Origin of the sequence: Variovorax sp. Sphag1AA (assembly GCF_014192575.1) — a bacterium.
GTDB lineage: Bacteria > Pseudomonadota > Gammaproteobacteria > Burkholderiales > Burkholderiaceae_C > Variovorax.
The window spans coordinates 74,028-99,975 of the sequence record NZ_JACHYC010000009.1; the positions used below are offsets into that span (position 1 = coordinate 74,028).

Consider the following 25,948-nt stretch of genomic DNA (forward strand, 5'->3'; position numbering starts at 1 on the left):
CAAGGCGCCAACGTCGTGATGATGGACTTCTTGAAGGTGAAGGGCCGGGAGCCGTCCTGTGAACCCTATCCCAAGCCCGACGGATGGCCAGAAACATCCAACCCTTCGCGCATCAAGGCGCGTCGCATGGAGTTGGAAAGCCAGGTGCAGTGGTTGAAGGATGAGGGGTTCAAGAAAATCTACGTGTCAGGTCACAGCGAGGGTGGCCGTGTCGTGCAAGGCCTGAAGGCGGAAGTGGCGGGAGTTTTCATCCATGGAATGGATTGCAAGTCTTCCCGCGCGGAGTTCTGGGATCCGAACCCCAAGAACAGGATCATGGTTTTCGTGTCTTCGAAGGACCCCTGGCTTGGCTACCCAAGCTATGCGGTTCGTGGGTGTCGGTCGCTGTTCAACCGTAGCTATGTGGAAGACTACTGGTCGAGCCATCCTACGCATTCACCGCTGGTTGAGCAGGAGTGGCGCGACGTGATCTCGCGAGTGCTGAAGCGGACTGAACCGCAGTAGGGTCTGCAGGCAGACCAACCGCCTTTCCCGCGAAAGGCACACAGTTCGAGCCAATGCCGCTCCAATGTCCAACCGCGTGAACGTGGTGCACTTCGCGCCCTCGGGTGCGTGCTGATGCTTGGATCAGTTCCAGCATGTGAGCAGAGGAATTCATTCTGCCCGCACGTAAGGCGACGGGTGTTGCAAGCAAGGAGCAAACAGTTCCCTTCAGGCTCCTATTCGAGGCGATCACGGAAACCGGGCCCATTTTTGCTTCCGTTGTTCTTGAGGGCGCAAAGGAGCGTGAACTCTCGAATGGTCGGATTGGATGATCGCGCCCGACGCGCTCGTCAATGGCGACTTGCCACCGGCAAATGCGATCCGGGTACAGAGCGCCGGCCCAGCATTCTCAAATCAATCCAGCATATGAGCCGCCATCGAGCTGCAGATTCTGGCCGGAGACGAAACTAGCCTGCTCGCTGCACAGATAGGCGCAGGCATCGCCGAGTTCGGACGGCTTGCCGAAGCGCTTGGCGGCGATCGTGTCGGCGATGCACTTGCGGGCCTCGTCGATCGTGATGCCGTCGCGCTGAGACATGCGCTCCGCCATGAAGCGCTGGCGATCCGTATCGAAGCGCTCCGGCAGCAGGTTGTTGATCGTGACGTTGTCGGCGACCGAATCGTTCTGCACCGACTTGCTGAGCGCGGTGAGCCCTGCGCGCACCGCGGCCGACAGGCCCATCATCGCGTGCGGCGACTTCACCATCGCCGAGGTGATGTTGACGATGCGGCCGAACCTGCGCGCGCGCATGCCGGGCACATACGCCCTGATCAGCATGATGGGCGCGAGCATGTTGGCCTCCACCGCATCGCGCCAGTCCTGGGCAGACCAGTCTGAGATCTTGCCCGGCTCCGGGCCCGCGTTGTTGTTGACCAGGATGTCGGCCTCCGGACACGCCGCGACGAGCCGGGCGCGACCCTCTTCCGTGGTGATGTCGGCAGCCACGATGGCAGGACGATGACCCGTCAGTACCTCGACCTGCGCTGCGGCCTCCTCCAGCTTGCTCTCGCTGCGTCCGTTGATCCAGACCCTACAGCCTTCGCGCGCGAGTGACATGGCGCACGCAAGGCCAAGGCCTTGTGACGATGCGCAGACGACGGCCTTGCGGCCCTTGATCCCCAGGTCCATCGAGTCTCCTTGTTCAGAATCCGCTTGTTGAAATGCGGCAGGCCTTCATGCGCCGGTAAATCGAGGTCGGCGTTTCTCCTGGAATGCGGCGCGGCCTTCGGCGAAGTCCCGGCTTTCCGCAGTCAACGACTCGCGCGCCCGCATGCCCGCCAGATCAACCTGTCCGGCTGCTATCTCATTCAGGGAACGCTTGGTGGCCTGGACTGCAAGAGGCGCAAGGTTCGAGACTTCGTCGACCAGACCATCGACAACGCCTGCGAACTCCGACGGTTCCGAAATCTGCTCAAGGCACCCCATCCGCAGCAGCATTTCGGCCGTGAATGGGCGCGCGGTCAGGAACGCACGTTTGGCACCCGCAAAGCCCATCCGCGCCACATAGCGCTGCAGTCCGCCCGGGTAGTAGTGCAGGCCCAGTGCGGTCGCGGGCATGCGGAATTCGATCCCCGCCAGCCCGATGCACAGGTCGCAGGCCAGCACGAAATCAGTGGCGCCGCCGTACACGCTGCCGTTCAGCGCGCAGACAGTGACGGGACGCAACGCCGCCAGCGCATCCGCCACTCGCTCGAACAGGCTGGGGTCTTCGGTTTCGCTGTCGAAGCTGCCGATGTGATAGCCCGCGCAGAACACCGGCCGGGGCTGGCCCTGCGTGTTGGCCGTCAGCTTGACCACGCGGATGGTGGTGTCCGCGTCGATGCGCTCGAAATGGCGCAGCAGCGCGCGCAAGTCGCCGCTTTCCAGGCGATTGCGGTGCGCGGGTCGATTGAGCGTGAGGGTCGCGACGCAGCCATCCACCGACAGGAGCGGCTCGGACGAAGGCATTGATTCAGTTGAAACCATGCACGCAGCTTTCATTGCCAGCCGTAGACGTTCAGCGTGCTCTCGCCAGCCTCCAGTCGGCGCAGGATGGCAGCTTCCTCGTCTTCACGCTTCCTGCCAGCCGCGATCACCTCGGCGGCGCGCGCCTGTGGAATGGCGACTACGCCATCGAAGTCGCCCACCACGAGGTCGCCCGCCTGAACGATGACTTCGCCCATGGTGATCGGGTGATTGATCCAGCCCGTGGCGCCGAAGTCCTTGCCGGTGCCGCGAATGCACAGACCGCGCGCAAAGACCGGAAAGCCGATCTCGCCGAGCAGCACACCATCGCGCACGCAACCGTCGATGACGAGTCCCGCGAGTCCGCGAACCTTGGCCATGGTGGTCATGATCTCGCCCCAATAGCCGTGTTCGTACACGCCGCCGGTGAAGACCACGAGCACGTCGCCCGGCCGAGCGACATCGAGTGCGCGATGCAGCCACAGGTTGTCACCGCCAGGCGAATGCACGGTGAGCGCGGAGCCCGCGAAGCGGAAGTGCGGTGCCACCGGACGGATGGCCGAAGGCAAAGCGCCGATCTTCTTGCCCGCTTCATGCAGCGTCGCGGTGGGCAGGCTCGCTGCGTCGGCCGCGAGCGAGGGGCTCAGGCGCTCGAAGTCCAGACGGGTGGTGAGGGCCGGGTCGTGCTTCTTCATGCGAGTCATGCGTCCTGGCGCGTCTGGAGCTGGTGGTACTTGAACTGCCTGCGCGCTTCGTCGAGCCGCATGCCGCCGCGCACCGCTTCTCGGATGTGGCTCTCGGCCGCATCGATGGCTTCCGCGGCTTGCAGCACCTTGTCCTCGTGCTCCTTCGGAATCACGATCACGCCGTCCGAGTCGCCAATGACGATGTCGCCGGGTGCCACGCGCGCATCGCCGATGTTCACCGGCACGCCGGTCGCCTCCACCTGCACGCGGTCCTTGCCGGTGCGCATCCAGTGGTCCTTGCTGAACACCGCGTAGCCCAGTTCCCGACACAGGTAGGTGTCGCGGCAGACGCCGTCGATCACGGTGCCCGCAATGCCGCGGCGGTGCGCGATCTCGGTGAGGATGTCGCCCCACACGGTCGCGTTCTCGCGGCCGCCGTTGTCGAGCACGATCACGCTGCCCGGCGGCACGTCGTCGATGTAGTCGCCCACGGTGCCGGGCGGGCTGCCCGCCGGGCCGTAGAGAAGCGTCCATGCGCGTCCGGCCATGCGGAAGCTGTTGTCACGCGGCTTGACGCGGTAGCACTGGCCCGCAATGCCGAGCTTGTCGAGTGCGTCGCTCAGGGTTGCGGTGTCGAATCGCGCGGCGCGCGCGACATTCAGGTCGGTGGTCTCGGTCTTTGCGTCCATGGTGTTCACTGCTCCAGCATGTGTTCGTAGTTGCCGCCCATCACCTCTCCGATGGGCGTTCCGCCGAGGATGGCCTTGGCCATGGCGGCTTCCTTGGCGACGATCGCCTCGGCCGCGTCGAGCACCCTCTCGATGTGCGCGGCGGCGATGAAGATGACGGCGCTCCTGTCGGCAAGCACGTAGTCGCCGGGCCATACCGCCACTTCGTTGCCGGCGGCGACGCCGATGGTCACGGGCACCTGCACGCCGAGTTCGACGACGCGGCCGCGCGCGGTGCGCGAGGTCAGGCTGCGGCTGAAGATCGGAAACTCGTAGGCCATGGCCTCGTCGACGTCGCGCAGCGGGCCGTCCGCCACAACCCCGGCCACGCCGCGCACTTTGGCGCCCAGCGTAAGCAGCCCGCCCCAGCAGCCGGCCTCGATCCCCGAGCGCTGCTCGACGACGATCACGTCGTCAGGGCCTGACTGCTCGATGGCGGTGCAGCCGAGGTGCTTCGGCGGCCCCGGCGGCGGTGTGCCCGGCCCCACCTTCATCGTGACGGCGCGGCCAGCGATGCGGCCTGCGCCGCTGCGCTGCGGCAGTCCGGTCACCGCGCCCGGAAGCGTCAGCTTGTCCAGCGCGTCGGAAACCGCGCAGACATCGAGTCGGCGCAGGCGTTGTACGTTCGGATCGCTCATGTGTTCGTGAGGAGTGAGATTTCAGGGAAGCGTCTTCCAGGCCGCGAAGGCAAGACCGGTGCCGGTGAGAGCCGGCGTGCGGTAGCCCGGCACGTATTCGACCCATTCCACGTCGAGATCGCGTGCCATCTCGCCGACCACCAGCCAGTTGCGGATCTCGGAGCTGCCCGCCTGCAACTGCTTCGGATCGAGCGAAGCGAGCGTGGCGCTGTCCTTGGCACGGATCGCGTCGATGATCTTGTGGTCCAGCGCCTCGTCGACCACGAAGTGACTGAGGCCACCGGAAGCGATCACGCCGACGCGGATGTCCTGCGGCCACTCCGCGATGAGTTCACGCAGCGCCTTGCCGAGCGCGACGCAGCGGCGCGGCGTTGGCTGGTTCGGCGGATCGAAGGTGTTGAGGATCACCGGGATCACCGGCAACGCATGCTCGCCAAGCAGTCGGCGGTGAATGAACTGGAAGGCGTGACCTTCGAACTGGCCGCGTTCGAGCCCATCCATGGCGGCAATGTCGAAATCGCGATCGCACAACTGCCGGATCAGCCATTCGGCGAGATCGCTCTTCACCGGGTATTCGCGATCCACCTCGGGTTCGTGCCGCCACATGCGTGCGGACTTGACCCAGTTGTCGCCGGGCGCGGCCGGCTCGCGCGCTGTATTGCGGATGGTCTCGCCGAAGTAGATGGCGAAGGCAGGGTTGTTGGTGGTGCGGAAGAGCTCGGTCTGGTCGTCGCCCACGATCAGCAGCACGTCGAGCCGCGCCTCGCGAATGCGGCGTCCGAGTTCGTCCATGGCGGCCTGTGCGGCGTCGAAGCGCTGGCCCATCTTCTCGGGTGTGACCATCGCCTCCGAGTCGGACGGCGCAGCGGCGAGGAGCGCTTCGTAGTCGGTCTTTTCGCCGCTCTTGTCGTAGTAGTGCGGATTCTTCGTGTCGATGACACGAAAGCCGTGCTGCCAGTCCTCGCGCTGCGAGACCAGCATGATGCTGTGGGACGAGCCGAAGGCGGCTGCGAGTTGTGCCATGGGTGTTCTTTCGAATCGCTTTCAGACAACGAAGCGCGCACGCAATTGCGCGATCCGTTCGGGACCGTAGCCGAGATCGCCCAGGATTGCATCCGTCTGATCGCCCTGGTTCGGTGCCGGCGTCATCGGCCCGCTGCTCCGCGGGTGGCGCGAGAACTGCATCGGCAGCCCCACCACCGAGATGTCGCCGAGTTCGGGGTGGTGCATCCGGCGCGCCATGCCAAGGTGCTGCACCTGCGGATCGTCGAACATGCGGTCCACCGTGTGGATCGGTCCGCAAGGCACGCCGGCCTTGAGCAGGCGCTCGGTCCATTCGGCGGTGGTCCGCGTCCTGAACACTTCGCCAACGGCAGCGTTGACGCGCGCACGGTTCTGCACCCGCTCCGGATCGGAGCCGAAGCCCGGCTCCTGCACGAGATGCGGCACTTCGAGCGCTTCGCACAGGCGCCGCCACATGGTCTGGCCGATGGCCGCGAGGTTGATATGGCCGTCGCGCGTCTGGAAGACACCCGTGGGCACCGTCAACGGATGTTCGTTGCCGGTGGCTTTCGGGACCTTGCCGTCAATGAGCCACTGTGCGGCCTGGAAGTCGAGCATCGCGATCTGCGCCTCAAGCAGCGAGGTCTGCACCCATTGCCCTTCGCCCGTCGCGTCGCGTTCCAGCAGTGCGGCCATGATCGCCTGCGCGCAGAAGTGGCCTGCGCACAGATCGGCGATGGGGATGCCCACGCGCATCGGGCCATCTTCGGGCTTACCGGTCACGCTCATCAGCCCGCCCATGCCCTGCGCGATGGAATCGAAGCCGGGCCAGCCCGCATACGGGCCATCCTGGCCGAAGCCCGAGATGCTCGCGTACACCAGCCGGGAATTGATCGCGCGCAATTCGTCCGGCCCGATGCCGAGGCGGTACTTCACGTCGGGCCGGTAGTTCTCGATGAACACATCCGCCTGCGCGACGAGCCGGTGCAGGATTTCACGGCCCTCCGGCTCCTTCATGTTGAGCGTGAGGCTTTCCTTGTTGCGATGCAGGTTCTCGTAGTCGGCACGGTTGTGGTCGCGCCCGCCGATCATGTCGTCGCCACCGGGCGCACCGGGCGGGATCTCGAGCTTGATCACACGCGCGCCCAGATCGGCGAAGGTGCGGATCGCGGTCGGGCCGGCACGCACGCGCGTGGCGTCGAGAATCGTGAACCGCGACAGCGGGCCTTTGCGCGCCGGGTCCGCGCCAGTCGTCTTCTGGTTCTGGGTGTGGGGCATTCGGATCTCCATCAGGCGGGCGTGAACATCGGCACGGCATGGCCGCCGTCGCTCGGCTTGAAGACCACGCGTACCGGCTGGCCGATGGAAACCGCCGCCGGATCGCAGTCCACCAGGTTGGTCATGAGCGTCACACCTTCATCCAAGGTCACGAAAGCCAGCGTGTAGGCGGCTTCGCCCTTGCCCATGGTGCTGAACGAATACACGGTGCCGGTGCCGGCGGCTTGCAGCCATTCGGTATCGGCGCTCAGGCAATGCGGACAGATGTCGCGCGGGTAGTGATGCACTTCGCCGCAGGCCCTGCACTTCTTGACGAGCAGGCGGCCCTCGTCGGCGGCAGTCCAGTAGTGCAGCGATTCGGGCAGTACGCGGGGCGCGGGGATGCGGCGTGCGGTGCCGGTGGTGGTCGGGGAGCTGCTCATAGCGCTCAGAGCCTTTCAAGAATCAGGGTGCCGGCGGTATGGCGCGAAGCCAGGGCGCCGCCGATGCCGTTCGCCAGTGCGAGGCTGCAGTTAGGCACCTGTACCGCAGGATGGGCTTCGCCGCGCAACTGACGCACAGCCTCGATGATCTTGGTGACGCCACCGCGGTTGGCCGGATGGTTGTTGCACAAGCCGCCCCCGTCGGTGTTGAAGGGCAGCTTGCCGACGCCGGAGATCAGGTTGCCGTCGGCCACGAAGCGGCCGCCCTCACCCTTCTTGCAGAAGCCGAGGTCTTCCAGCTGCATCAGCACGGTGATGGTGAAGCTGTCGTAGAGCGATGCGTACTGGATGTCGGCTGGGGTCACGCCGGCTTCGGCGAAGGCCAACGGACCCGACCAAGCGGCGGCCGAATACGTGAGGTCGAGCTTGCCGCCCATTCCATGCTTCGGTGCTTCACCGGTGCCGCGCACCTTGACCAATGGACGCTTCAGGTCGCGCGCAATCTCCGGACGCGCGACGATGATCGCGCCGCCGCCATCGCTCATCACGCAGCAATCGAGCCGGTGCAGCGGATCGCTCACCATGGGCGAGTTCACGACGTCTTCAACGGTCACCACTTCCCGAAGCATCGCGTTCGGGTTGTGTTGCGCGTGATGCGATGCGGCGACCTTGATCCACGCAAGCTGTTCGCTGGTGGTGTCGAACTCGTACATGTGGCGCTTCGCGACGGCGGCGTAGAGGTTCTGCGTCGCCGGGCCGTAAGGCAGCTCGAACGCCAGTTCCGGCGCATCCGGATCCGGGGGCCTCAACGCGAGCGGCGCTTTCATGCCGTTGCTCTTCGCTGCGGCCTGCGCGGCCGCCATCTGCGCGCGCGGCCGTCCGGCCAGCGTGATGAGCGCGACGTTGCAGCGTCCCGCCGCGATGGCCTCGGCTGCATGCGCCACATGCAGGATCGGCGCCGACCCGCCGCACTCGGTCGAATCGACATGGCGCAGCTTGAGGCCGAGATACTCGGCGATCGTGGTGGTGCCCAGACCGGGCGCATCGCCGGCGCAGAAGTAGCCGTCGATGTCGTGCTTCGACAGGCCGGCGTCTTCGAGCGCACCTTTGGCCACGTCGGCATGCAGGCGCGCCACAGAGAGGTCGTCGGCCTTGCGCGTGGGATGTTCGTAGGCGCCGACGATGTAGGCGGATCCGTTGAGGCTCATCTTGCTGTCTCTCGCTCTCGGTGGGTCACTGGTCGGGGGTAAAGCCGGACGCTTTGATGACAGGCCCCCAATAGGCCAGCTCCTTGCGTTCCAGCTTGTCCATCTCCTCGCCGGGGCGGAAGTCGGGATTCAGCGTCGCCTTGTTCATCAGGATGTCGCGCACCTCGGGCAGCTCCAGCACCTGCTTGAGCGCGTTCTGCATGCGGTCGAGCTGCGCCTGCGGCGTTTTCGCAGGGGCCCACATGCCGGTCCAGGCGTCGCCGGTGTCGATGTCGATGCCCTGTTCCTTGAAGGTCGGCACATCGGGCATCAGGGCCGAGCGCTTGCCGCCGAAGACGCCCACGATGCGAACCTTGCCGGTGCTCTGGTGCGGCAGGATGTCGCCCGCCGTCATCACGCCGGCCGGCACCTGTCCGCCCAGCAGATCGGTGACCAAGGGGCCGTTGCCACGGTAAGGAACCATCTGCAGATTCGCGCCGATCGCCTTGCCGAGCTGGATGCCGCTGAAGTGCGTGTGGCCACCCGCGCCGGCCGTTCCGAAACTGGCCTTCTGCGGGTTCGCCTTGACCCACGCCACGTAGTCCTTTGCGGTCTTGATGCCGGTTTCCGTGTTCACCGCCAATGCCAGCGGGTAAGACACCAAGACCGCCACGGGTGCGAAGTCCTTGAGCATGTCGTACTTCAGCGTGGCTGGCGGATACAGCAGCGTCTGGAACAGCGGCGTGGCGTTCGGCGCGATCATGAATGTCTGCCCGTCCGGCGCGGCGGACTTGAGCGCCTGCGCCGCCAGCCGGCCGCCGGCGCCCGGCTTGTTCTCGATGATGATGGGCTGCTTGAGCACCACCGACAGCTTGTCCGCGAGCACGCGCGACGCCGTGTCGGTCGAGCCACCGGGCGGAAACCCGACAAGCAACTTGATGGGCTGGTCGGACTGCGCGCCAGCCGTCATCGAGAAGCCGAGCAGGGCAGCGAGCAGCGCCGCATTGAAAGTCTTGCGATTCACGTGGTTGTCTCCTTGTGTGATCTCCAAACCGGGTGCCGGACTCAAGCAGCGGGCTGCGCCATGCGCTGCAGGTGCCACGCGGCGTCCCCGAAGAGCTGGCCAATGACCATGAGCCGCTTGGCGTAGTGCCCGACGCGGCATTCGTCCGTCATGCCCATCGCGCCGTGCATCTGGATGGCGCCGAGTGCGATCTGGCGCCCCTGCTGGCTTGCAAGCACCTTGGCCGCTGACACCAGGCGGCGGCGTTGAGCAGGGTCGCCGGCCTCGACCGCCATCGCGGCGGCGCAGGCCATGGACTTGAGCTGTTCCAGAGCGATCGCCATGTCAGCCAGCCGGTGCTGGAGCACCTGGAACTTCGCCAGCGGCGCGCCGAACTGCTTGCGTGTGCGCAGGTGCTCGGCGGTGTGCGCGACGAGCGCTTCGACCGCGCCCACGGCTTCGGCGCACAGGGCTGCGATGGCTGCATCGAGCGCCGCCTCGATCGCTTCGCCAGCCGCTGCGCGTGTGCCCAGCAGGCGTTCGGCGCGGACCGGCACGCGGTCGAAGCGCACATGCGCGGCGCGGCGGCCGTCGAGCGTGTCGAAACCCTGCAACTGCACGCCGGGCGCGCGGGCGTCCACCGCGAATACGCTGAGCCCGGAGTCGTCGTCGACGTGTGCCGTCATGAGCAACAGGTCGGCCGTGTCGCCATGGAGCACGAGCGTCTTCCGGCCATCGAGCACGTAGCCGCCCAGCGTTCCCGTAGCCCGGGTGCTCACGCGATGCCAGTCGTAGCGCATGCCGTTCTCGTAGAGCGCCACCGCGGACTGGAGGCGACTCTCGGCCATGGCGGGCAGCCATTGCCGTTGCTGCGTCGGCGATGCCAGCCGGCGCAGCAGCTCGCCCGCCATGACGGTGCTCGCGACGAAGGCGCCGCCGCCCAGCGCGCGGCCGAGCTCCTGCGCCACCAGCATCACCTCGATGGCGCCTTGCCCGGTGCCGCCCATGTCGGCTTCGAAAGGCAGCCCCAGCACGCCGAGTTCTGCCATGGCGCTCCAGCGCTGGGCCGACTGCGCGGGCGTCTCGGCGTTGCCACGGTGTTGGGCGGGGTACTCGCCGTCGCAGAAACGGCGCACCGCATCGCGCAGCGCCAGGTGATCGTCGTTGAGGGAGAAGTCCATGTCAGTTGCTCCACGGTGCGTCGAGCGCGGCGCGCGCGATCAGGTTGCGCTGGACTTCGTTGGTGCCGCCGTAGATCGTCACCTTGCGAGAGTCGAGGCAATTGGCAGCGAGCGCCACCAGCGACTCGCAGGTCGCCGCCTGGTCGAGTTGTTCGAGAAACTGCGCCTCCTGCGAGAACGGCACGGCATCGGGGCCGGCGATGTCCACCAGCGTCTCGTAGATGGCCTGACGCAGCTCGGTGCCGCGCACCTTGAGCATCGACGCCTCCACCGCGGGGATGGGGCTTTGCTGGTTCGCGCTCAGAAGGCGCAGTGCGGTGAATTCGAGTGCCATCAGCTCGACCTCGAACTGCGCGAGGCGCGTCTGCAGCACCGCGTCGTCGTCCAACCCCTGCTGCGACGCCAACCGGCGTGCGCGTGCCAGTTGTTGCTTGCACGATCCGATGCCAGCGATGCCGGTGCGCTCATGGCCCAACAGGTACTTGCCATAAGACCAGCCCTTGTGCAGCTCGCCCACCAGGTTTTCGACCGGCACGCGCACGTTGTCGAGATAGCACTCGTTGAGGTCGCTGCCGCCTTCGAGCATGCGGATGGGCCGCACCGTCACGCCGGGCGTCGCCATGTCGATCAGCAGGAACGAGATGCCCTCCTGCGGCTTGGCGGCCTCCGGGTCGGTCCTGACGAGCGCGAACATCATCGAGCACCACTGCGCGTATGAAGTCCACACCTTGTGGCCGTTGACCACGAAGTGCCGGCCGTCGGGTTCGAGCACGGCGGTGGTCCGGACCGCCGCGAGGTCGGAGCCCGCGCCCGGCTCCGAGAAGCCTTGCGCCCACCAGGTGTTGCTCTGGCGGATGTCGGGCAGGTACTTCCTCTTCTGCTCGTCGGTGCCAAAGGCATGCAGCACCGGGCCGAGCATCTGGATGCCGCTGGCGATGATCCGCGGCGCGCCGCCGAGCAGCGTCTCCTCGTCGAAGATGTAGCGCTGCACATGGTTCCAGCCCGGTCCGCCGTGCTCGACCGGCCATGCGGGCGTGAGCCAGCCGCGCGCTTCGAGGATGCGGAACCAGGTGACGTAGTCGGCATGCTCCAGACGCAGGCCGAGGTCGACCTTGCGGCGGATGTCTTCCGGAAGATGTGTCCTGACGAATTCGCGCGCTTCCAGTCGGAAGGCTTCGTCGGCGGGTGAGAACTGCAGCTTCATGCGCGACACCTCAAGCCGTGGCGACGACCAGCGCATCGAGCGCAAGCACCGCCTGCGTCGCGCTCGCCGGATAGGCAACGAGCGGGTTGATGTCGATCTCGCTGATCTGCGGATTGGCGCGCATCTGCTCGCCGACCAGCGCGACCACGCGGGCAATCGCCTTGAGGTCCACCCCAGCTTCGCCACGCGTGCCGCGCAACACCGCGGCGGCCTTGAGGCGGCCCAGTTCGACAACGATGTCGTCCTCCGCCATGTCGGCCGGGATCAACCGCACATCCTTGAGCGCCTCGATCCAGATACCACCCAGCCCCACCAGGACGACGGGGCCCCATTCCGGATCGCGCTTGGCACCCACCACCAGTTCGAGGCCGCGTGGTCCCATGGCCTCGACCAGCGCGCCGTCCAGCGCCAGCTCCGGACGGTGGCGGCCAACGTTGTCATGCAGACGCTGCCAGCCTTCGCGCAGCGCGGCCTCGTCGGCAAGACCGACGAGCACGCCACCGACATCGCTCTTGTGCGGCAGTTCGCTCGCCTGCGCCTTGAGCACGACCGGAAAGCCGATGTCGCTTGCGATGCGCACCGCTTCGTCGGCACTGCGCGCCAGCGCGCCGCGCGGCACCGTCAGGCCGGCGCGCGCGAGCCAGCCCTTGCCCAGGTATTCGGCAAAGATGCCGTTCGCGGGTATCGGCCCGGGCAGCGGCACGGGCCGGGACTGCCCCTGCGACGCACGCGCGGCCCGTTGCAGCGCTTCCCCGTAGGCCGCGACGCGATGCAGCGCGCGCAAGGCGCGATCGGCCGAGCGGAACAGCGGCACGCCGCTCGCATGAATCGCCTCGGTGAAGAAGGGCTCGATCGGACTGGCATCGCCCGTCAGCACCAGCACCGCAGGCTTGCGGGCCTTCGCGATGGCGGGAACGATGTGCTCGGCTTTGTCTTTCTGCGCCACCACCGGCCCGACCGGAATCGCCAGCACGATGCTTCCGATGCGTGCGTCTTCCAGCATGGTCAGCAGCAGTTCGCCAATCAGCCCGGGCTGGCGCACGCCGATGGTGGTGTAGTCCAGCGGGTTCTCTGCCACTGCGTAGGCCGGCAGCATCGCGCGGAGCTTGTCGACCGTGGCGGGCTGCAGTTCCGGCAGTTCCAGGCCGAGGTCGTCGGCGAAGTCGAGCGCGATGTTCTTCATGGCGCCGGAGCCGGTCATGAAGGCGGCGCCGCCCACCGGCGGCTGCGGATAGCGCAGCAGGATCGCGGTGGTGTCCAGCAGTTCGTCTAGCGACTCCACCACCACCACGGCCTCGCGGCGCAGCAACGCCGTCGCGGTGGCGTGGTCGCCGGCCAGCGCGCCGGTGTGCGATTGCGCCGCCTCGCGCGCACGCTCGCTGCGCCCCGGCATCAGCAACACGACCGGCTTGCCTTTGGCGCGTGCTTCGGCGGCCAGCTGCAGGAACAGGCGCGGCCGACGGATCTGCTCCGCGTACACGGTGATGACGCGGGTCTGTGCATCGCCGATGTAGTGCGCCACCACGTCCTCGGCACAGAGCGACACCTCGTTGCCGGTCGAGAACACCGACGTCACCGGCACGCCGTTGCCCAGGAAGGCGTCGCGCAAGGTCGCTGCCATGAAGCCGCTTTGAGCGACGACGCCGACACCGGGGCGCCGCTCGCGCTCGCGCGCCGCCAGCGGCTCGAAGGTCACGGGCACGCCGGCCGCCAGATTGGTGAAGCCCATGCAGTTCGGCCCCACGAGCACGATGCCGGCTTCCTGCGCGACCTGGGCCAGCGCCTCCTGCCTGGCCTGGCCCTCCTCGCCCGCCTCGGCATAGCCCGATGCGAACAGCACCGCCGCGTGGCAACGCCGCGCCGCGAGCGCCTTCACGGCATCCAGCACACCCACCTCGGGAATGGCGAGCACGGCCAGGTCGATGCCCTCGGGCAGCTCGTCGACCGACTTCACGCATGCGCGTCCGTTGATTTCCACGCTACCGCGACTCACCAGGTGCAGCGCGCCCTCGTAGCCGAAGCGTTCCAGGTTGCCCTGGACGAAGCCGCCGAAGGAGCGTGGGTCGGCCGACGCGCCCACGATGGCGATGGACCGCGGCGTCAGCACATGCTGAAGGTTCAGTCTCGCAGCGGGGAGACAGGATGCTCGAGAAGCTTGCAAATCGAGGTTGGCATTCATACAGGCCATTGTGGCATACACAAACAGACTGTCAACACACCAGAAAACCGTACCCACGGCGTTACGCCTTGAACAAAACCCGAGGTTTTCACTCTTGTCAACGCAGTGAGCGCTCAAGTTCCCCGCGCTCTTGGTCAGGGAAAATCCCTAGAAAAGCCCAGATTTGGCATCCTTTCAAATAGTTCTTGCATACCACTGGTCGCAAGTGGTATGTTTCGGACCATGCAAACAGAGCACGACCCCTCACTTCCCGACGAAGACACCTTGAGCGACGAATCGCGTCGACGCGGCGGCCGCGCCAACGAGATCCGCACCGTGCTGCAGGACGAGATCGAGAGCGGCAGCCTTCCCCCGGGTGCACCGCTGGACGAGCGCGCATTGGCCGCGCGCTTCCAGGTGTCACGCACGCCGGTGCGCGAGGCCTTGCAGCAACTGGCGGCGCGCGATCTCGTGCGCATCGCGCCGCGGCAGGGCGTGAGCGTGGCGCGGCTGTCCATCAACCAGGTGCGCGCCATCATGGAAAGCATCGGCGAGCTGGAAGCGCTGGCCGCCAAGCTCGCCGCGCGGCGCGTGGACGAACCCCTGCGCAAGAGGCTGGACGACGCCATCCAGCGTTGCCAGGACGCCGCGGTGCAGGGCGGCGCGGCCGAATACGCGATCGCCAACACCTTCTTCCACGAAACCGTCTATGACGGCGCGCGCAATCCCTATCTGGCGGAGCTCATCCGCAACGCGCGCCGGCAAATCCAGCGTTACCGCCTCAAGGACTTCCACACCAAGGCGCAGATCAGCAAGTCGCTGCAGGACCACCTGCGTGTGGCACGCGCGGTCCAGGAGGGCGACGAGGCACTCGCCGCCCACGCCATGCTGCTGCACGTGCCGTCGGGCTCGACCGGCTTCTCGGAATTCCTGGCCCGCATGCCGATGAGCTTCTTCGAGAGCGAAGCCACGGACCACTGATCCCCTGATCTCCCTACTTCGCAGGAACTCACATGACCGGTCGCTCCATCGACTTGCCTGGTGCTTCGCACAACGCGCCGATCCCCGCCGGGGCGCGCGTCGGCAACGTCCTCTGCTCGTCCGCCATCTCAGGCAAGGACCCCGCCAACGGCCAGTTGCCGGACGACATGGCAGCGCAGGCCCGCCACGCATTCGCCAACTTGCGCGCCCTGCTCGAAGCCGGCGGCGCCACGTTGTCCGACGTGGTCAAGCTCTCCGTCACCGTGCGCGACAACGCGGTGCGCGACGCGGTCAATGCCGAGTGGCTGGCCGCATTCCCCGATCCCCACGACCGCCCGGCGCGCCATATCACGGTGTACCCGCTGCAACACGGCATGTGGCTGCAGCTCGAAGTGATGGCCGTCATTCGATAACCCCGAGAGACATACCCGAAAGCGCTTCTTCATGATCATCGATTCCCACGCCCACATCGTCATGCCGCCCGAGAGCTTCCGCTTCATGGCGGAGCTGGTTGGCGGCCGCGCCAATCCCAATACGCTGCCCAAGATTCCGGACGCCTCGGTGCGCAAGGTGGCCGAAGAGCTCGTGAAGAGCATGGACAACGTCGGCACCGACATCCAGTTCATCTCGCCGCGTCCCTATCTGCAGATGCACTCCGTCAAGCCCGGTCGCGTGACCGAACTGTGGACCACGCACTGCAACGACCTCATCGCACGCTTCGTCGAGATGTTCCCTGACCGCTTCCGCGGTGTCGCAGGGTTGCCGCAGTACATGGACGAGCCGCTCGAGCTGCGCGCGATTCCCGAGCTCCGCCGCTGCGTGACGCAACTCGGCTTCGTCGGCTGCCTCATCAACCCCGATCCGACCGAGGGGCTGGGCGATCCGCCCGGGCTGGGCGATCCGTTCTGGCATCCGCTGTACAAGGCGATGACCGAGCTCGACGTGCCCGGCCTGATCCACTCCGCAGGCAGCTGCAGCGCACGCGAGTCGTACACGCTGAAGTTCATCAACGAAGAAAGCATCGCGGTCGTCTCGCTGCTCGGCGCGAAGACCTTCGACACCTTCCCCGACCTCAAGATCGTCGTGGCGCATGGCGGCGGCGCGATCCCCTACCAGATGGGGCGCTTCCGCTCGTGGAACGTGCGCAAGGGCGAGAAGGAGACCTTCGACGAGCAGTTGAAGAAGCTCTACTTCGACACCTGCAACTACAGCAAGGAAGCCATCGAGCTGCTGCTGAAGGTGGCGGGCACCGACAACGTGCTCTTCGGCACCGAGAAGCCCGGCACCGGCAGCTCGCGCGACCCGATCAGCGGGCGCGACTACGACGACATGAAGCCGGTCATCGAAAGCATCGAATGGCTCACCGACCGGCAACGCACCGACATCTTCGAATGCAACTGCCGCCGCGTGTATCCGCGCGCCTTCAGGGAATGAACACCCCCCAAGCCGCTTCGCGGCTCCCCCCTCTCTCGCCTTCGGCGGGAGGGGGGCGCACCCAGCGGCCCGGCAAAGCCGGTTCCGCGGGTGCCCTGGACTGGGTTGCAGCGCTATTGAAATCCGAGGAGACACTCTCATGCCGATGAGCAAGGAAGACAACGATCTGCTGACACGCGTGGAGAACGGCGCCCCGATGGGCGAGATGATCCGTCAGCACTACTGGCTGCCGGCCGTGCCTTCGTCCAAGCTGGAAGCCGACGGCGCGCCGGTGCGCATCCGCCTGCTGGGCCGCAACTACGTGGCCTTCCGCGCCACCGACGGCGCGGTCGGCGTGCTCGACGAGCGCTGCCCGCATCGCAAGGCCTCGCTCGCGCTGGCGCGCAACGAGGACAACGGCCTGCGCTGCATCTATCACGGCTGGAAGTTCAACGTCAAAGGCGAGGTTGTCGAGGCCCCGAACCACACGGGCGACCAGACGCAGTTCTGCAAGCATGTGCGCGTGAACCGCTACACCGCGGCCGATCGCGGCGGCATCGTCTGGGTCTGGCTCGGTGAGGGGGACGCACCACCGCCCTTCCCCGACCTGCCTTTCATCGACCTGCCCGCGCACCAGCGCTCGGTGACCAGCGCCGAGGTGCCGACCAACTGGGTGCAGGGTGTCGAAGCCTCGATGGACTCGTCGCATGTCGGCGTGCTGCACGAGTCGACCACCCAGATCACCGCCGGCGGTGGCAACGAACGCATGCTGATGACCAAGGCGCTCGCCCCCAAGCTGGAGTTCGAGGAGCGTCCCTATGGCTACCGCTACGCCGCGCTGCGATCGTTGCCCGACGGCCAGGTGTATGCGCGGGTCAACAACTTCGTGATGCCGTGGTACGGGATCATCTGCCCGCCCGACGCCAACGGGCCCACCACCGTGTTCTTCTCGACCCCGGTGGACGATGTGACGCACCGCGCCTGGTTCGTGCACTTCAACCCGAATCGCCCGCTGGGCATGACGGTGATGTCGGCTTCGCCCGATGTGTGGAATTTCCCGCCACTGCCGCCGGGCGGCCCCGAGGAGAACTGGGGCCAGAACCGCGACCTGATGAAGCGCGGCCACAAGACCGGGTTCCCGCAGCACCTGGGCACCGAGGACTTCGCGATGTTCCTGAGCCAGGGGCCGATCGTCGACCGCACCGACGAGCAACTGTGCTCCGCTGACGGCGCGGTATTGCGCGTACGCCAGATGCTCCTGAAGGCGGCGCGCGAGTTCATGGAAGGCAAGCAGCCCACGATGGCGCATCACCCGGAACTCGACTACCGAAAGATCCGTTCGGTAGGTGGCGTGATCGCCAGTGCCGGCGAGTGGCGGCAACTGGCCGACGCCTGATCCGCCAATCCCTCATCACCCCGAAAGGGCGCGCAAGACGCCCTCCTTGGAGACAACACGATGAAACTCAACAGGCGCCACCTTCTGACCTATGGCGCGGCCGTTCTGGCCGTCCCCCAGGCCATTCATGCGCAAAGCAAGTCGGTGATTCGCATCGTCGTCGGCTTTCCGCCGGGCGGCGCGACCGACGCGATCCTGCGTGCGGTTGCGGACCGGTTGCCCTCGCTGCTCGGGCAACCCGTGATCATCGACAACAAGCCAGGCGTGGGCGGACGCATCGCGGCCGATATGGTGCTTGCGGCGCCGGCCGACGGGCTCACCTACATGGTGGCGCCCAACGCGACGCCGACCTTCCAGATGCTGGTGTTCGGCCACGAAGTGCGCTGGAACATCGTGAAGGACTTCGCGCCGGTGGCCACGCTGGCGACGTACCCGCTGGGCATGGGTGTCGCGAACAACACCGGCGCGACGAACGTGCGCGAATTCATCGAGTGGGTTCGCCGCAATCCCGGCAAGGCCAGCTTCGGTACGCCAGGGCTGGGCGGACAGAACCACTTCCTCGGGGTACAGCTCGCGAAGACGGCAAACATCGACCTGCCGGTGACACCCTACAAGGGGACGCCGCCGATGGTCACCGACCTGGTCGGCGGGCACGTGCCTTCGGCCATCAGCCTGATCGACAGCATGATGCCGCACCACCGTTCCGGTCGCATCCGCGTGATCGGCATCTTCACCAAGGAACGCTCGCCGCTGATCCCCGAGATTCCCACCTTTGCCGAGCAGGGCGTGGACGTGACCTCGGGCGAAGGCTGGACCGGCATGTGGGCGCGCGCGGGCACGCCGCCCGCGGAGATCGAACGGATGCAGAAAGCCTTGCAGCAGGCGCTGCAATCGCCGGAGGTCAAGGACGCGCTCACGCAACGCCTGTGGGTGCAGCCGGACTTCCGTCCCGGCGCCGAGATGGATGCGTTGCAGCGCGCCGAGCTCGCGCACTGGGCGCCCATCATCAAGGCCTCTGGCTTCAAGCCCGAATGAGCAAGGAGACGACACCGTCATGCTGACCCCCGAAAAGAACGGCCAGTTGACCGAAGTTGGACCGGGCACGCCGATGGGCGAAGTGCTGCGGCGCCACTGGCACCCGATTGCCGGCATCGACGAGCTGGAGCGCGACCCCGTCAAGCCGGTGCGGCTCATGGGCGAGGACCTCGTGCTCTTCAAGGATCTCGGCGGCCGCTACGGTCTGGTGGACCGACAGTGCGCGCACCGCCGCGCCGATCTGTCGTATGGCTATGTCGAGCAGGAAGGCATCCGCTGCCACTACCACGGATGGCAGTTCGATGCGAAGGGTGCCTGCGTGGCGCAACCCTTCGAGGATCACGTCGATCCCACTGCACGCCTGCGTTGCAAGGTGCGCCTGAAGGCCTATGAAGTACGGCCCATGGCCGGCCTGCTGTGGGCCTACATGGGACCGCAGCCGGTGCCGGAGCTGCCCGACTGGGAAGCCTTCCACTGGTCCAATGGATTCGTCCAGGCGGTCTTCTCCGAAGTGCCCTGCAACTGGCTGCAGACGCAGGAAAACTCCATCGACCCGGTGCACTTCGAATGGATGCATGCCAACTGGAGCCGCCGCCTGCGCGGTGACGACGGCGGCTATGCACCCGCACACCTGCAGCTCGCGTTCGAGGAGTTCGAGCACGGCTTCGTCTACAAGCGGATCAGCGAAGACACCAACGAGCAGCACCCGCTCTGGACCATCGGCCGGGTCTGCCTGTGGCCCAACGGCTTCTTCCTGGGCGATCACTTCGAATGGCGCGTGCCGATCGATGACGAGAACACGCTGAGCGTCACCTGGTCGTTCATCCGCGTGCCGCGCGAATCCGAGCCGTTCGTGCAGAAGACCATCCCCACGTGGCACAGCCCGATCCGCGACGCCGCGACCGGCCGCTGGATCACGAGTCACATCATCAACCAGGACATCGTCGCCTGGGTCGGCCAGGGACGCATCGCGGACCGTACGCGCGAGAACCTCGGCGCCAGTGATCGCGGAATCGCGATGCTGCGGCGCCGGCTGTTCGAGGACATCGATGCGGTGCAGTCGGGGCGCGACCCCAAGGGCGTGCTCCGCGCCAGATCGAAAGAACCTCTTTTCCTGCCCAGCGACTCGCGCGATTTCTTCCTGAAGGGCCTGCCGCTGGCGGACTACCGGCGACACCCCAAGTGGAATCGGCTCCTGACCCATTTCATCTTCCACGCCGGGCAACCCGAGTGGGTCCAGCGCGAGCACACCGAGGCGATGGGCGTCGCGATCGAGCCGATGGCCGTCCTCGACCTCTGACCCTCTGCATCCGGGAGACAAGACCATGAGCAACAACGAAGCACTGATGCAGGTCCGCGTGCGGGCAGTGACCTATGAGGCCGACGGCATCCTCGGCTTCGAACTCGTTCCGATGCCGCCGCTCAAGGAGCTGCCGCTCTTCACTGCCGGTGCGCACATCGACCTGCACCTGCCGAACGGTCTGTTGCGCAGCTACTCGCTGCTCAATGCGCCCAGCGAGCGGCATCGCTATCTCATCGGCGTCAACAAGGACGCCAAGAGCCGGGGCGGTTCGCGCTACATGCACGAAGTGCTGCGCTCCGGCGAGACATTGACCATCAGCGCGCCACGCAACAACTTCCCGCTCGACGAGACATCGACGATGAATGTCTTCATCGCAGGCGGCATTGGCATCACGCCGATCATGAGCATGATCGCGCGCAGCCAGGCACTGGGCACGCCCTGGCAGCTGCACTATGCGGCGCGCACGCGGCGCAACGCGGCCTTCCTGGATGCACTGCAGGGCTATCACAACCAGCCGAACGTCGACCTGCGGCTCAACTTCGACCAGGAGGCCGGCGGGCAGATGCTGGACATCACGGCGATCGTGCAGTCGCTGCCGGCCGGAGCGCACGTCTATTGCTGCGGACCACTGCCCATGCTCGCGGCCTACGAGCAGGCGACCGCCGGATTGCCGCCCGGGCAGGTGCACATGGAGTACTTCGCAGCCAAGGACGCCGCTGCTACGGACGGCGGCTTCATCGTCGAGCTGGCGCGTTCCGGCAAGCAGGTGGAAGTGCGCACCGGGCAAACCATCCTCGACAGCCTGATGGCCGTCGGCATCGAACCACCGTACTCATGCCAGGAAGGCATCTGCGGCACCTGCGAGGTGCGGGTGCTCGAAGGCATTCCCGACCACCGGGACCTCGTCCTGAGCAATGCCGAGAAGGCCGCGAACGATCGGATGATGATCTGCTGCTCGGGCTGCAAGACGGCGAAGCTGGTCCTGGACCTCTGATCCACCAAACGAACACTTCAACGCAAGACCCCTCAATGAGCGAACCCCTCATCACCTACGAGCTCGACGGCAACATCGCGCTGATCGGCCTGAATCGCCCCGACAAGCGCAATGCGATCAACGATCCCCTCATCGACGAACTGCGGGCCGCCGTGCTGCGCGCGCATGACGAAGCGGACGTCGCCGTCCTCTTCGGGCACGGCAGCAACTTCTGCGCAGGCCTGGACCTGGCCGAGGCGCTGGCACGCGCGACGGGCCAGATCAAGCCGTCTCGCAAGCGGCGGCGCCACAACTGGCACGAGGTGTTCGATCTCATCGCGCGCGGTCCCATTCCCTTCGTCGCGGCCCTGCACGGCGCGGTGGTAGGCGGCGGGCTCGAACTGGCGATGTCGGCTCACTTGCGCGTGTGCGACGAGTCCGCGCTTTTCGGTCTCCCCGAGGGGCAGCGCGGCATCTTCGTGGGTGGCGGCGGCACGGTGCGCATCCAGCGCGTCGTCGGCACCACGGTCATGACGGACATGATGCTCACCGGCCGACTGCTCTCGCCCGCCGAAGGCCTGCAGGAGCATGTCGTACGCTATGTCACGCCTGCTGGCGAAGCGTTGGCGAAGTCGAGAGAGCTTGCCGCCCGCATCGCGAAGAACAGCCTCGAAACCAACTGGATGATCATCAACGTCCTGCCGCGCGTGCAGGACCTGTCGCATGACGACGGCCTGTTCATGGAGCAGCTCAATTCGGCCCGCGCACGGCCGCCCGAGGCCGAGAAACGCCTGCGCGAATTCGTGGACGGCAAGGCCGCGAAGATCCAGGACAACCAGGGCTGATTCACATGGGCACGACCGACCTCTTCACCGTCACTGATGCCGAGCGCGAACGCGCGCTAGCCCACGCAAGAGCCGCCACCGCCGAGGCGAGCCACATTCCCGACATCCCGGCCGATACACCGCTGCGTCCCATTCACCGGGTTGCCGTGATCGGCGCGGGCACGATGGGCGGCGGGATCGCGATGGCGCTCGCGAACATCGGCATCCCGGTCACGCTGATCGACGCCAACCAGCAGGGACTGGAGCGCGGCCTCGAGCGCGTGCGCGACAACTATGCGGGCAGCGTCGCGCGCGGCAAGCTCGACCCCGGCGAACGCGACCGACGGCTTGCGCTGATCACTTGCACGCTGCAGATGTCCGCCGTCAAGGACGCTGACCTGGTGATCGAGGCGGTGTTCGAGGACATCGGCCTCAAGCAGGACATCTTCCGGCAGCTCGACCGACTGGCGAAGCCGGGCGCCATCCTCGCGACCAACACCTCGGGCCTCGACGTCGACCAGATCGCGGCGGTGACCACACGTCCGCAGGATGTGGTCGGGGCGCATTTCTTCAGCCCTGCGCACGTGATGAAGCTGCTCGAGGTCGTTCGGGCAAAAGATACCGCGCCTGATGTGATCGCCACGTTGATGGACCTTGGCAGGCGCATGGGCAAGGTGGCGGTGCTGTCGCGCATCTATCCAGGATTCATCGGCAACGCGCTGTTCCGCAACTACACCCGCGAGGCCCACTTCCTGGTGGAAGACGGCGCGCTGCCGCACGAGGTGGATGCCGCATTGAAGAAGTTCGGCTATGCGATGGGCATCTTCGCGGTGCACGACATGGCGGGCAACGACGTTGGCTATCAGACGCGGAAAGCTCAGATGGCCACACGGCCCACCGACCGCCGATGGAACGACCTGATCCTCAAGCTGTGCGACCAGGGCCGCTTCGGGCAGAAGAGCGGCAAGGGCTGGTATCGCTACGAGAAGGGCGACCGCACGCCGCAACGCGATCCGGAACTTGAAAATTTCGTCGCCGAGGAGTCAGCCCGAATGGGCATCGAGCGCAAGACGATGAGCGAAGACGACATCATCAAGCGCTGCCTGTACGGCATGATCAACGAAGGCGCGAAGCTGCTGGAGCAGCAGATCGCGCTGCGGCCCGGCGACATCGACATCGTCTACCTGACGGGCTACGGCTTTCCCGCGCATCATGGCGGTCCGATGTACCTGGCCGATCGCATCGGCCTACCCAGCGTGCTGGCCGACATCCGTCGATTTCACGCGCAGGACGGCTTCTGGTGGCAACCCGCGCCGCTGCTTGTGCGGCTGGCGGAGGAGGGAAAGACCTTCGGCGATCTCTGAGCGTGGGTACCGGCCCGTCCGTTCAACCACGCTCTTGTGCGGGCCGTGCTCCGCGCAGCATGTCGACGAGTGCCATGGCATCTGCCGGCGCCGAATTCGATCGCCAGGCAACGTGCTGATCGTCACGGCACAGCACGAGCTTGTGCTGATAGGCGTCCGGCACCTTCTCTCCCGACAGGTCCAGGACCCGGAGCGGTACACCGCGTGATGCCGCAGCGGATCGAAATGCCTCGATGTCGACAGCGGGGTCGAAGCGCAGGAGCGTATAGCCGGCACCGAACGCGTCATAGAGCGATCTGCCGTCAGACAACCAGAAGTGAGGCGTGCGACATCCCGGCACCGTCGAAGGCGTGAAGCTCCCCATCGAATACTCAGGGGGGCTCTCGCCATCGCTGGCGATGATGGGCGACCCCACGTAGTAGTAGCCGAAATTGAGACCGGCGCAGCAGTACTGCTCCACGTTGAGGTCATAGGCCTCGCGCCCGATCCGGTCGCGAGCAGCGGCGCCTTCGGCGCTCGGCTCTTCGATGTTCGCGGGCACGGCACTTCGCGCCTTGATCATCTTGGCTGCATGGTTCATGGCGAAGTGGGAGACCTGCGCGGTGATGGGCTGCCGCTCGGCTTCATAGGCATCGAGGATCGACGCTTCGCCCCAGCCCTGGACGCGCGCAGCGAGCAACCAGGACAGGTTGAGTGCATCAGCGATCCCCGCGTTCATCCCGTAACCGGCGTAAGGCACCCAGAGATGCGATGCGTCGCCGGCGATGAATACGTTTCTGTCACGGAACCGATCGGCGACCAGACGGCGGCCGACCCAGTCTTCCTTGCTGATGACTTCGTATTCGAAATCCGGATCGACCCCGAGGATCTGTCGGATCGACCAATCGCGATCGACAGACTCGAAGTCCAGTTCGGCGGGATTCAGATGGTTGTGCACCAGCCAGGTTTCTTTGCCATCAATGGCGAAGACAGTACCGCAACGACGTGGATTGACCGAGTAGTAGCACCAGGAGGGCTTGCCGGGAAGCATGCTTCGCAGTTGCGGTGCCCGAATGAATGTCGATTGCACACGCTGGACCACCGCCGTGCCTTCCAGCTTCGATCCGATGGCCTTCCGAACCGAGGAACTTCCGCCGTCGCAGCCGACAAGAAAGCGGCAACGAATGGTCCGAGGTGTTTCGCTTTCGAGGTCGAGCGCTGTGGCTTCGATGCCGTCTGCACCCTGTGTAAACGAGGTGAGCTGCGTGCGATTGAGCAACGTCACGCCGGGAAGGGCTGCCGTGTGCTCCAGCAATACTGGCTCCAGGTATAGCTGGTTGATCCGATGCGGAGGCTCGGGCGTGGGCCACCACGTGTCCGGACCTTCCTTGGAGGTGTACCGCTCGCCACGCCCCGGGATCGGGATACGAGAGAGCTCCGTCCCCGTCATGCTGGTCCTGAAGGTCACGTCGTTGGGATAGTCCTCAGGCAAGCCCGTGCTGCGCAGCTTCTGCGCAACCCCCAGGCGACGGAAGCGTTCCATCGTTCGGGCGGCAACGTGGTTGCATTTGACATTCGGCGGCTCCGCATAGGCGCGCACCTCGACGATTGCCACTTTCACGCCTCGCGACGCAAGATCCATCGCCAGGGTCAGCCCCACCGGCCCTGCACCCACGACGAGGACGTCTGCTTCAATAGTTTCCATTTGATCAATCGAGCTTGATGTTGCTTTGCTTGATAACCTTCGCCCACTTGGCCGTCTCCGAAGCGATGAACGAGCCCATGGCCTCCGGTGAACTCGGAGTGGGTTCAACGCCGAGATTGCGCATGTTTGCCTGGATCGTCGGGTCGGTCAGCGCGTCGGAGAGCGCGGCGTTGATGCGGGCGATAGCAACGGCGGGCGTCCCGGCGGGTGCAACGACACCGAACCACCCAGTGGAGTCGTAGCCGGTCAGGCCCGCCTCCGACATCGTGGGGACCTCCGGCAGTTGCGGCAGGCGCTTCGGGCTGGTCACAGCGTAGGCGGTGAGCTTGCCGGCCTTGATTTGTTGCAGCGCCGAAGGCAGGTCGACCATCGCAAGCGTCACTTGCCCGCTGATCGCATCGAGTGCCGCAGGGCCAGAGCCCTTGTACGGAATCTCCACCAACTTGATGCCCGCCATCTGGCCTAGGAGCGCGGTCGACAAGTGCATGGCGGTCCCATTCCCGCCGTGCGCGATCGTGAGCTCTCCAGGCCTGCGCTTTGCCGTGTCAATGAGATCCTTCAGCGTCTTCGCAGGGAAGGACGGGCTTCCCACCAGGACGAATGGAATCGAGGCAAGCATGCTGACCGGCCGTAGGTCCTTCTGGACATCGAAAGGCATCTGTGGGTAGAGGCTGCTATTGACCGACAACGCCCCCGCCGCGACCACGCCCATCGTGTAGCCATCGGGCACCGCCTTTGCGACCATGCTCGTTCCGATGTTTCCGCCGGCGCCGGGTCGGTTGTCGACGATCACTGGCTGTCCGAGCGTCTCGTTCAGCCGCGGCACGAGCATGCGCACGACAGCGTCGGAACTGCCACCTGGTGGGAAGGTCACCACCATGCGGACGGGCTGCCGGGGAAACTTCTCCGCAGTCGATTGACCCCACGCGGCCGCCGCGACGATCGCAGCAAGAACCGCAGCAAACATGCGAGTTGACGTTCTCATCAGGTGTCTCCTTTT

25 protein-coding genes are annotated in these 25,948 nt (G+C 66.0%); 10 read left to right on the forward strand and 15 right to left on the reverse strand.

From position 1 onward, the window contains the following. The first annotated feature begins 15 nt into the window (after positions 1 to 15). Positions 16 to 504, forward strand: a complete 489-nt coding sequence (locus tag FHW64_RS30060) for a hypothetical protein (RefSeq protein WP_184532245.1) — start codon at positions 16 to 18, stop codon at positions 502 to 504. A 388-nt stretch (positions 505 to 892) separates the two neighbouring features. On the opposite strand, the gene FHW64_RS30065 is transcribed toward FHW64_RS30060, so the two are convergent. From FHW64_RS30065 to FHW64_RS30125, 13 genes are read right to left on the reverse strand one after another with little or no spacing between them, the layout of a single operon-like run. Next, a complete protein-coding gene (locus FHW64_RS30065; RefSeq protein WP_184532247.1) occupies positions 893 to 1,672 on the reverse strand; it encodes an SDR family oxidoreductase in 780 nt (259 codons plus the stop codon). 45 nt (positions 1,673 to 1,717) lie between these two features. Further along, positions 1,718 to 2,509: an enoyl-CoA hydratase/isomerase family protein gene (locus FHW64_RS30070; protein ID WP_184532249.1), complete on the reverse strand. Its 792-nt coding sequence runs from the start codon at positions 2,507 to 2,509 to the stop codon at positions 1,718 to 1,720. Positions 2,510 to 2,520: 11 nt separating this feature from the next. Next, positions 2,521 to 3,183: an RraA family protein gene (locus FHW64_RS30075; RefSeq protein WP_184532251.1), complete on the reverse strand. Its 663-nt coding sequence runs from the start codon at positions 3,181 to 3,183 to the stop codon at positions 2,521 to 2,523. A gap of 5 nt (positions 3,184 to 3,188) precedes the next feature. After that, positions 3,189 to 3,863 (reverse strand): RraA family protein, encoded by a 675-nt coding sequence (locus FHW64_RS30080; RefSeq protein ID WP_184532253.1) that lies wholly within the window; start codon positions 3,861 to 3,863, stop codon positions 3,189 to 3,191. 5 nt (positions 3,864 to 3,868) lie between these two features. Beyond that, positions 3,869 to 4,540: an RraA family protein gene (locus FHW64_RS30085; protein ID WP_184532255.1), complete on the reverse strand. Its 672-nt coding sequence runs from the start codon at positions 4,538 to 4,540 to the stop codon at positions 3,869 to 3,871. 21 nt (positions 4,541 to 4,561) lie between these two features. After that, complete coding sequence (locus FHW64_RS30090; RefSeq protein ID WP_184532257.1) at positions 4,562 to 5,563, reverse strand: protocatechuate 3,4-dioxygenase; 1,002 nt, start codon at positions 5,561 to 5,563, stop codon at positions 4,562 to 4,564. Positions 5,564 to 5,584: 21 nt separating this feature from the next. Next, positions 5,585 to 6,820, reverse strand: a complete 1,236-nt coding sequence (locus tag FHW64_RS30095) for a CaiB/BaiF CoA-transferase family protein (RefSeq protein WP_184532259.1) — start codon at positions 6,818 to 6,820, stop codon at positions 5,585 to 5,587. 11 nt (positions 6,821 to 6,831) lie between these two features. Continuing rightward, positions 6,832 to 7,242 carry a Zn-ribbon domain-containing OB-fold protein gene (locus FHW64_RS30100; protein ID WP_184532261.1) on the reverse strand — a complete coding sequence of 137 codons (411 nt, stop codon included), beginning with the start codon at positions 7,240 to 7,242 and terminating at the stop codon, positions 6,832 to 6,834. Positions 7,243 to 7,247: 5 nt separating this feature from the next. Further along, a complete protein-coding gene (locus tag FHW64_RS30105; RefSeq protein ID WP_184532263.1) occupies positions 7,248 to 8,450 on the reverse strand; it encodes a thiolase domain-containing protein in 1,203 nt (400 codons plus the stop codon). A 25-nt stretch (positions 8,451 to 8,475) separates the two neighbouring features. Next, positions 8,476 to 9,453, reverse strand: coding sequence for a Bug family tripartite tricarboxylate transporter substrate binding protein (locus FHW64_RS30110; protein ID WP_311733402.1), 978 nt, complete (start codon positions 9,451 to 9,453; stop codon positions 8,476 to 8,478). A 41-nt stretch (positions 9,454 to 9,494) separates the two neighbouring features. Beyond that, positions 9,495 to 10,613 carry an acyl-CoA dehydrogenase family protein gene (locus tag FHW64_RS30115; RefSeq protein WP_184532265.1) on the reverse strand — a complete coding sequence of 373 codons (1,119 nt, stop codon included), beginning with the start codon at positions 10,611 to 10,613 and terminating at the stop codon, positions 9,495 to 9,497. A 1-nt stretch (position 10,614) separates the two neighbouring features. Beyond that, positions 10,615 to 11,817 (reverse strand): acyl-CoA dehydrogenase family protein, encoded by a 1,203-nt coding sequence (locus FHW64_RS30120; RefSeq protein WP_184532267.1) that lies wholly within the window; start codon positions 11,815 to 11,817, stop codon positions 10,615 to 10,617. Between the two features lie 10 nt (positions 11,818 to 11,827). Next, complete coding sequence (locus FHW64_RS30125; protein ID WP_311733403.1) at positions 11,828 to 13,924, reverse strand: acetate--CoA ligase family protein; 2,097 nt, start codon at positions 13,922 to 13,924, stop codon at positions 11,828 to 11,830. A gap of 336 nt (positions 13,925 to 14,260) precedes the next feature. On the opposite strand from FHW64_RS30125, the gene FHW64_RS30130 reads away from it, so the two are divergent. From FHW64_RS30130 to FHW64_RS30170, 9 genes are all read left to right on the forward strand, one after another. Continuing rightward, entirely contained in the window at positions 14,261 to 14,956 is a 696-nt protein-coding gene (locus FHW64_RS30130) for a GntR family transcriptional regulator (RefSeq protein WP_260306482.1), read from the forward strand. A gap of 32 nt (positions 14,957 to 14,988) precedes the next feature. Beyond that, entirely contained in the window at positions 14,989 to 15,369 is a 381-nt protein-coding gene (locus tag FHW64_RS30135; RefSeq protein ID WP_184532273.1) for a RidA family protein, read from the forward strand. A gap of 31 nt (positions 15,370 to 15,400) precedes the next feature. Then, a complete protein-coding gene (locus tag FHW64_RS30140; protein WP_184532275.1) occupies positions 15,401 to 16,390 on the forward strand; it encodes an amidohydrolase family protein in 990 nt (329 codons plus the stop codon). A gap of 139 nt (positions 16,391 to 16,529) precedes the next feature. Beyond that, entirely contained in the window at positions 16,530 to 17,765 is a 1,236-nt protein-coding gene (locus tag FHW64_RS30145; protein WP_184532277.1) for an aromatic ring-hydroxylating dioxygenase subunit alpha, read from the forward strand. A 60-nt stretch (positions 17,766 to 17,825) separates the two neighbouring features. Beyond that, positions 17,826 to 18,800 carry a tripartite tricarboxylate transporter substrate binding protein gene (locus FHW64_RS30150; RefSeq protein ID WP_184532279.1) on the forward strand — a complete coding sequence of 325 codons (975 nt, stop codon included), beginning with the start codon at positions 17,826 to 17,828 and terminating at the stop codon, positions 18,798 to 18,800. Positions 18,801 to 18,819: 19 nt separating this feature from the next. Continuing rightward, positions 18,820 to 20,100, forward strand: a complete 1,281-nt coding sequence (locus FHW64_RS30155) for an aromatic ring-hydroxylating dioxygenase subunit alpha (RefSeq protein WP_184532281.1) — start codon at positions 18,820 to 18,822, stop codon at positions 20,098 to 20,100. A gap of 25 nt (positions 20,101 to 20,125) precedes the next feature. Continuing rightward, a complete protein-coding gene (locus FHW64_RS30160) occupies positions 20,126 to 21,097 on the forward strand; it encodes a PDR/VanB family oxidoreductase (protein ID WP_184532283.1) in 972 nt (323 codons plus the stop codon). 35 nt (positions 21,098 to 21,132) lie between these two features. Next, the gene (locus tag FHW64_RS30165) at positions 21,133 to 21,921 is read left to right on the forward strand and encodes a crotonase/enoyl-CoA hydratase family protein (protein WP_184532285.1); all 789 of its coding nucleotides are present in this window, start codon (positions 21,133 to 21,135) and stop codon (positions 21,919 to 21,921) included. A gap of 5 nt (positions 21,922 to 21,926) precedes the next feature. Then, positions 21,927 to 23,264, forward strand: a complete 1,338-nt coding sequence (locus tag FHW64_RS30170) for a 3-hydroxyacyl-CoA dehydrogenase (protein WP_184532287.1) — start codon at positions 21,927 to 21,929, stop codon at positions 23,262 to 23,264. Positions 23,265 to 23,286: 22 nt separating this feature from the next. On the opposite strand, the gene FHW64_RS30175 is transcribed toward FHW64_RS30170, so the two are convergent. Continuing rightward, entirely contained in the window at positions 23,287 to 24,948 is a 1,662-nt protein-coding gene (locus FHW64_RS30175; protein ID WP_184532288.1) for an FAD-dependent oxidoreductase, read from the reverse strand. A gap of 4 nt (positions 24,949 to 24,952) precedes the next feature. Next, positions 24,953 to 25,933: a tripartite tricarboxylate transporter substrate binding protein gene (locus FHW64_RS30180; protein ID WP_184532290.1), complete on the reverse strand. Its 981-nt coding sequence runs from the start codon at positions 25,931 to 25,933 to the stop codon at positions 24,953 to 24,955. Positions 25,934 to 25,948: the final 15 nt, after the last annotated feature.

Excerpts from the sequence above, each read along its gene's own strand:
- FHW64_RS30065 (WP_184532247.1), bottom strand. The coding sequence starts at position 1,672 with ATGGACCTGGGGATCAAGGGCCGCAAGGCCGTCGTCTGCGCATCGTCA.
- FHW64_RS30070 (WP_184532249.1), bottom strand. The coding sequence starts at position 2,509 with ATGGTTTCAACTGAATCAATGCCTTCGTCCGAGCCGCTCCTGTCGGTG.
- FHW64_RS30075 (WP_184532251.1), bottom strand. The coding sequence starts at position 3,183 with ATGAAGAAGCACGACCCGGCCCTCACCACCCGTCTGGACTTCGAGCGC.
- FHW64_RS30080 (WP_184532253.1), bottom strand. The coding sequence starts at position 3,863 with ATGGACGCAAAGACCGAGACCACCGACCTGAATGTCGCGCGCGCCGCG.
- FHW64_RS30085 (WP_184532255.1), bottom strand. The coding sequence starts at position 4,540 with ATGAGCGATCCGAACGTACAACGCCTGCGCCGACTCGATGTCTGCGCG.
- FHW64_RS30090 (WP_184532257.1), bottom strand. The coding sequence starts at position 5,563 with ATGGCACAACTCGCAGCCGCCTTCGGCTCGTCCCACAGCATCATGCTG.
- FHW64_RS30095 (WP_184532259.1), bottom strand. The coding sequence starts at position 6,820 with ATGCCCCACACCCAGAACCAGAAGACGACTGGCGCGGACCCGGCGCGC.
- FHW64_RS30100 (WP_184532261.1), bottom strand. The coding sequence starts at position 7,242 with ATGAGCAGCTCCCCGACCACCACCGGCACCGCACGCCGCATCCCCGCG.
- FHW64_RS30105 (WP_184532263.1), bottom strand. The coding sequence starts at position 8,450 with ATGAGCCTCAACGGATCCGCCTACATCGTCGGCGCCTACGAACATCCC.
- FHW64_RS30115 (WP_184532265.1), bottom strand. The coding sequence starts at position 10,613 with ATGGACTTCTCCCTCAACGACGATCACCTGGCGCTGCGCGATGCGGTG.
- FHW64_RS30120 (WP_184532267.1), bottom strand. The coding sequence starts at position 11,817 with ATGAAGCTGCAGTTCTCACCCGCCGACGAAGCCTTCCGACTGGAAGCG.
- FHW64_RS30135 (WP_184532273.1), top strand. The coding sequence starts at position 14,989 with ATGACCGGTCGCTCCATCGACTTGCCTGGTGCTTCGCACAACGCGCCG.
- FHW64_RS30140 (WP_184532275.1), top strand. The coding sequence starts at position 15,401 with ATGATCATCGATTCCCACGCCCACATCGTCATGCCGCCCGAGAGCTTC.
- FHW64_RS30145 (WP_184532277.1), top strand. The coding sequence starts at position 16,530 with ATGCCGATGAGCAAGGAAGACAACGATCTGCTGACACGCGTGGAGAAC.
- FHW64_RS30150 (WP_184532279.1), top strand. The coding sequence starts at position 17,826 with ATGAAACTCAACAGGCGCCACCTTCTGACCTATGGCGCGGCCGTTCTG.
- FHW64_RS30155 (WP_184532281.1), top strand. The coding sequence starts at position 18,820 with ATGCTGACCCCCGAAAAGAACGGCCAGTTGACCGAAGTTGGACCGGGC.
- FHW64_RS30160 (WP_184532283.1), top strand. The coding sequence starts at position 20,126 with ATGAGCAACAACGAAGCACTGATGCAGGTCCGCGTGCGGGCAGTGACC.
- FHW64_RS30165 (WP_184532285.1), top strand. The coding sequence starts at position 21,133 with ATGAGCGAACCCCTCATCACCTACGAGCTCGACGGCAACATCGCGCTG.
- FHW64_RS30170 (WP_184532287.1), top strand. The coding sequence starts at position 21,927 with ATGGGCACGACCGACCTCTTCACCGTCACTGATGCCGAGCGCGAACGC.
- FHW64_RS30175 (WP_184532288.1), bottom strand. The coding sequence starts at position 24,948 with ATGGAAACTATTGAAGCAGACGTCCTCGTCGTGGGTGCAGGGCCGGTG.
- FHW64_RS30180 (WP_184532290.1), bottom strand. The coding sequence starts at position 25,933 with ATGAGAACGTCAACTCGCATGTTTGCTGCGGTTCTTGCTGCGATCGTC.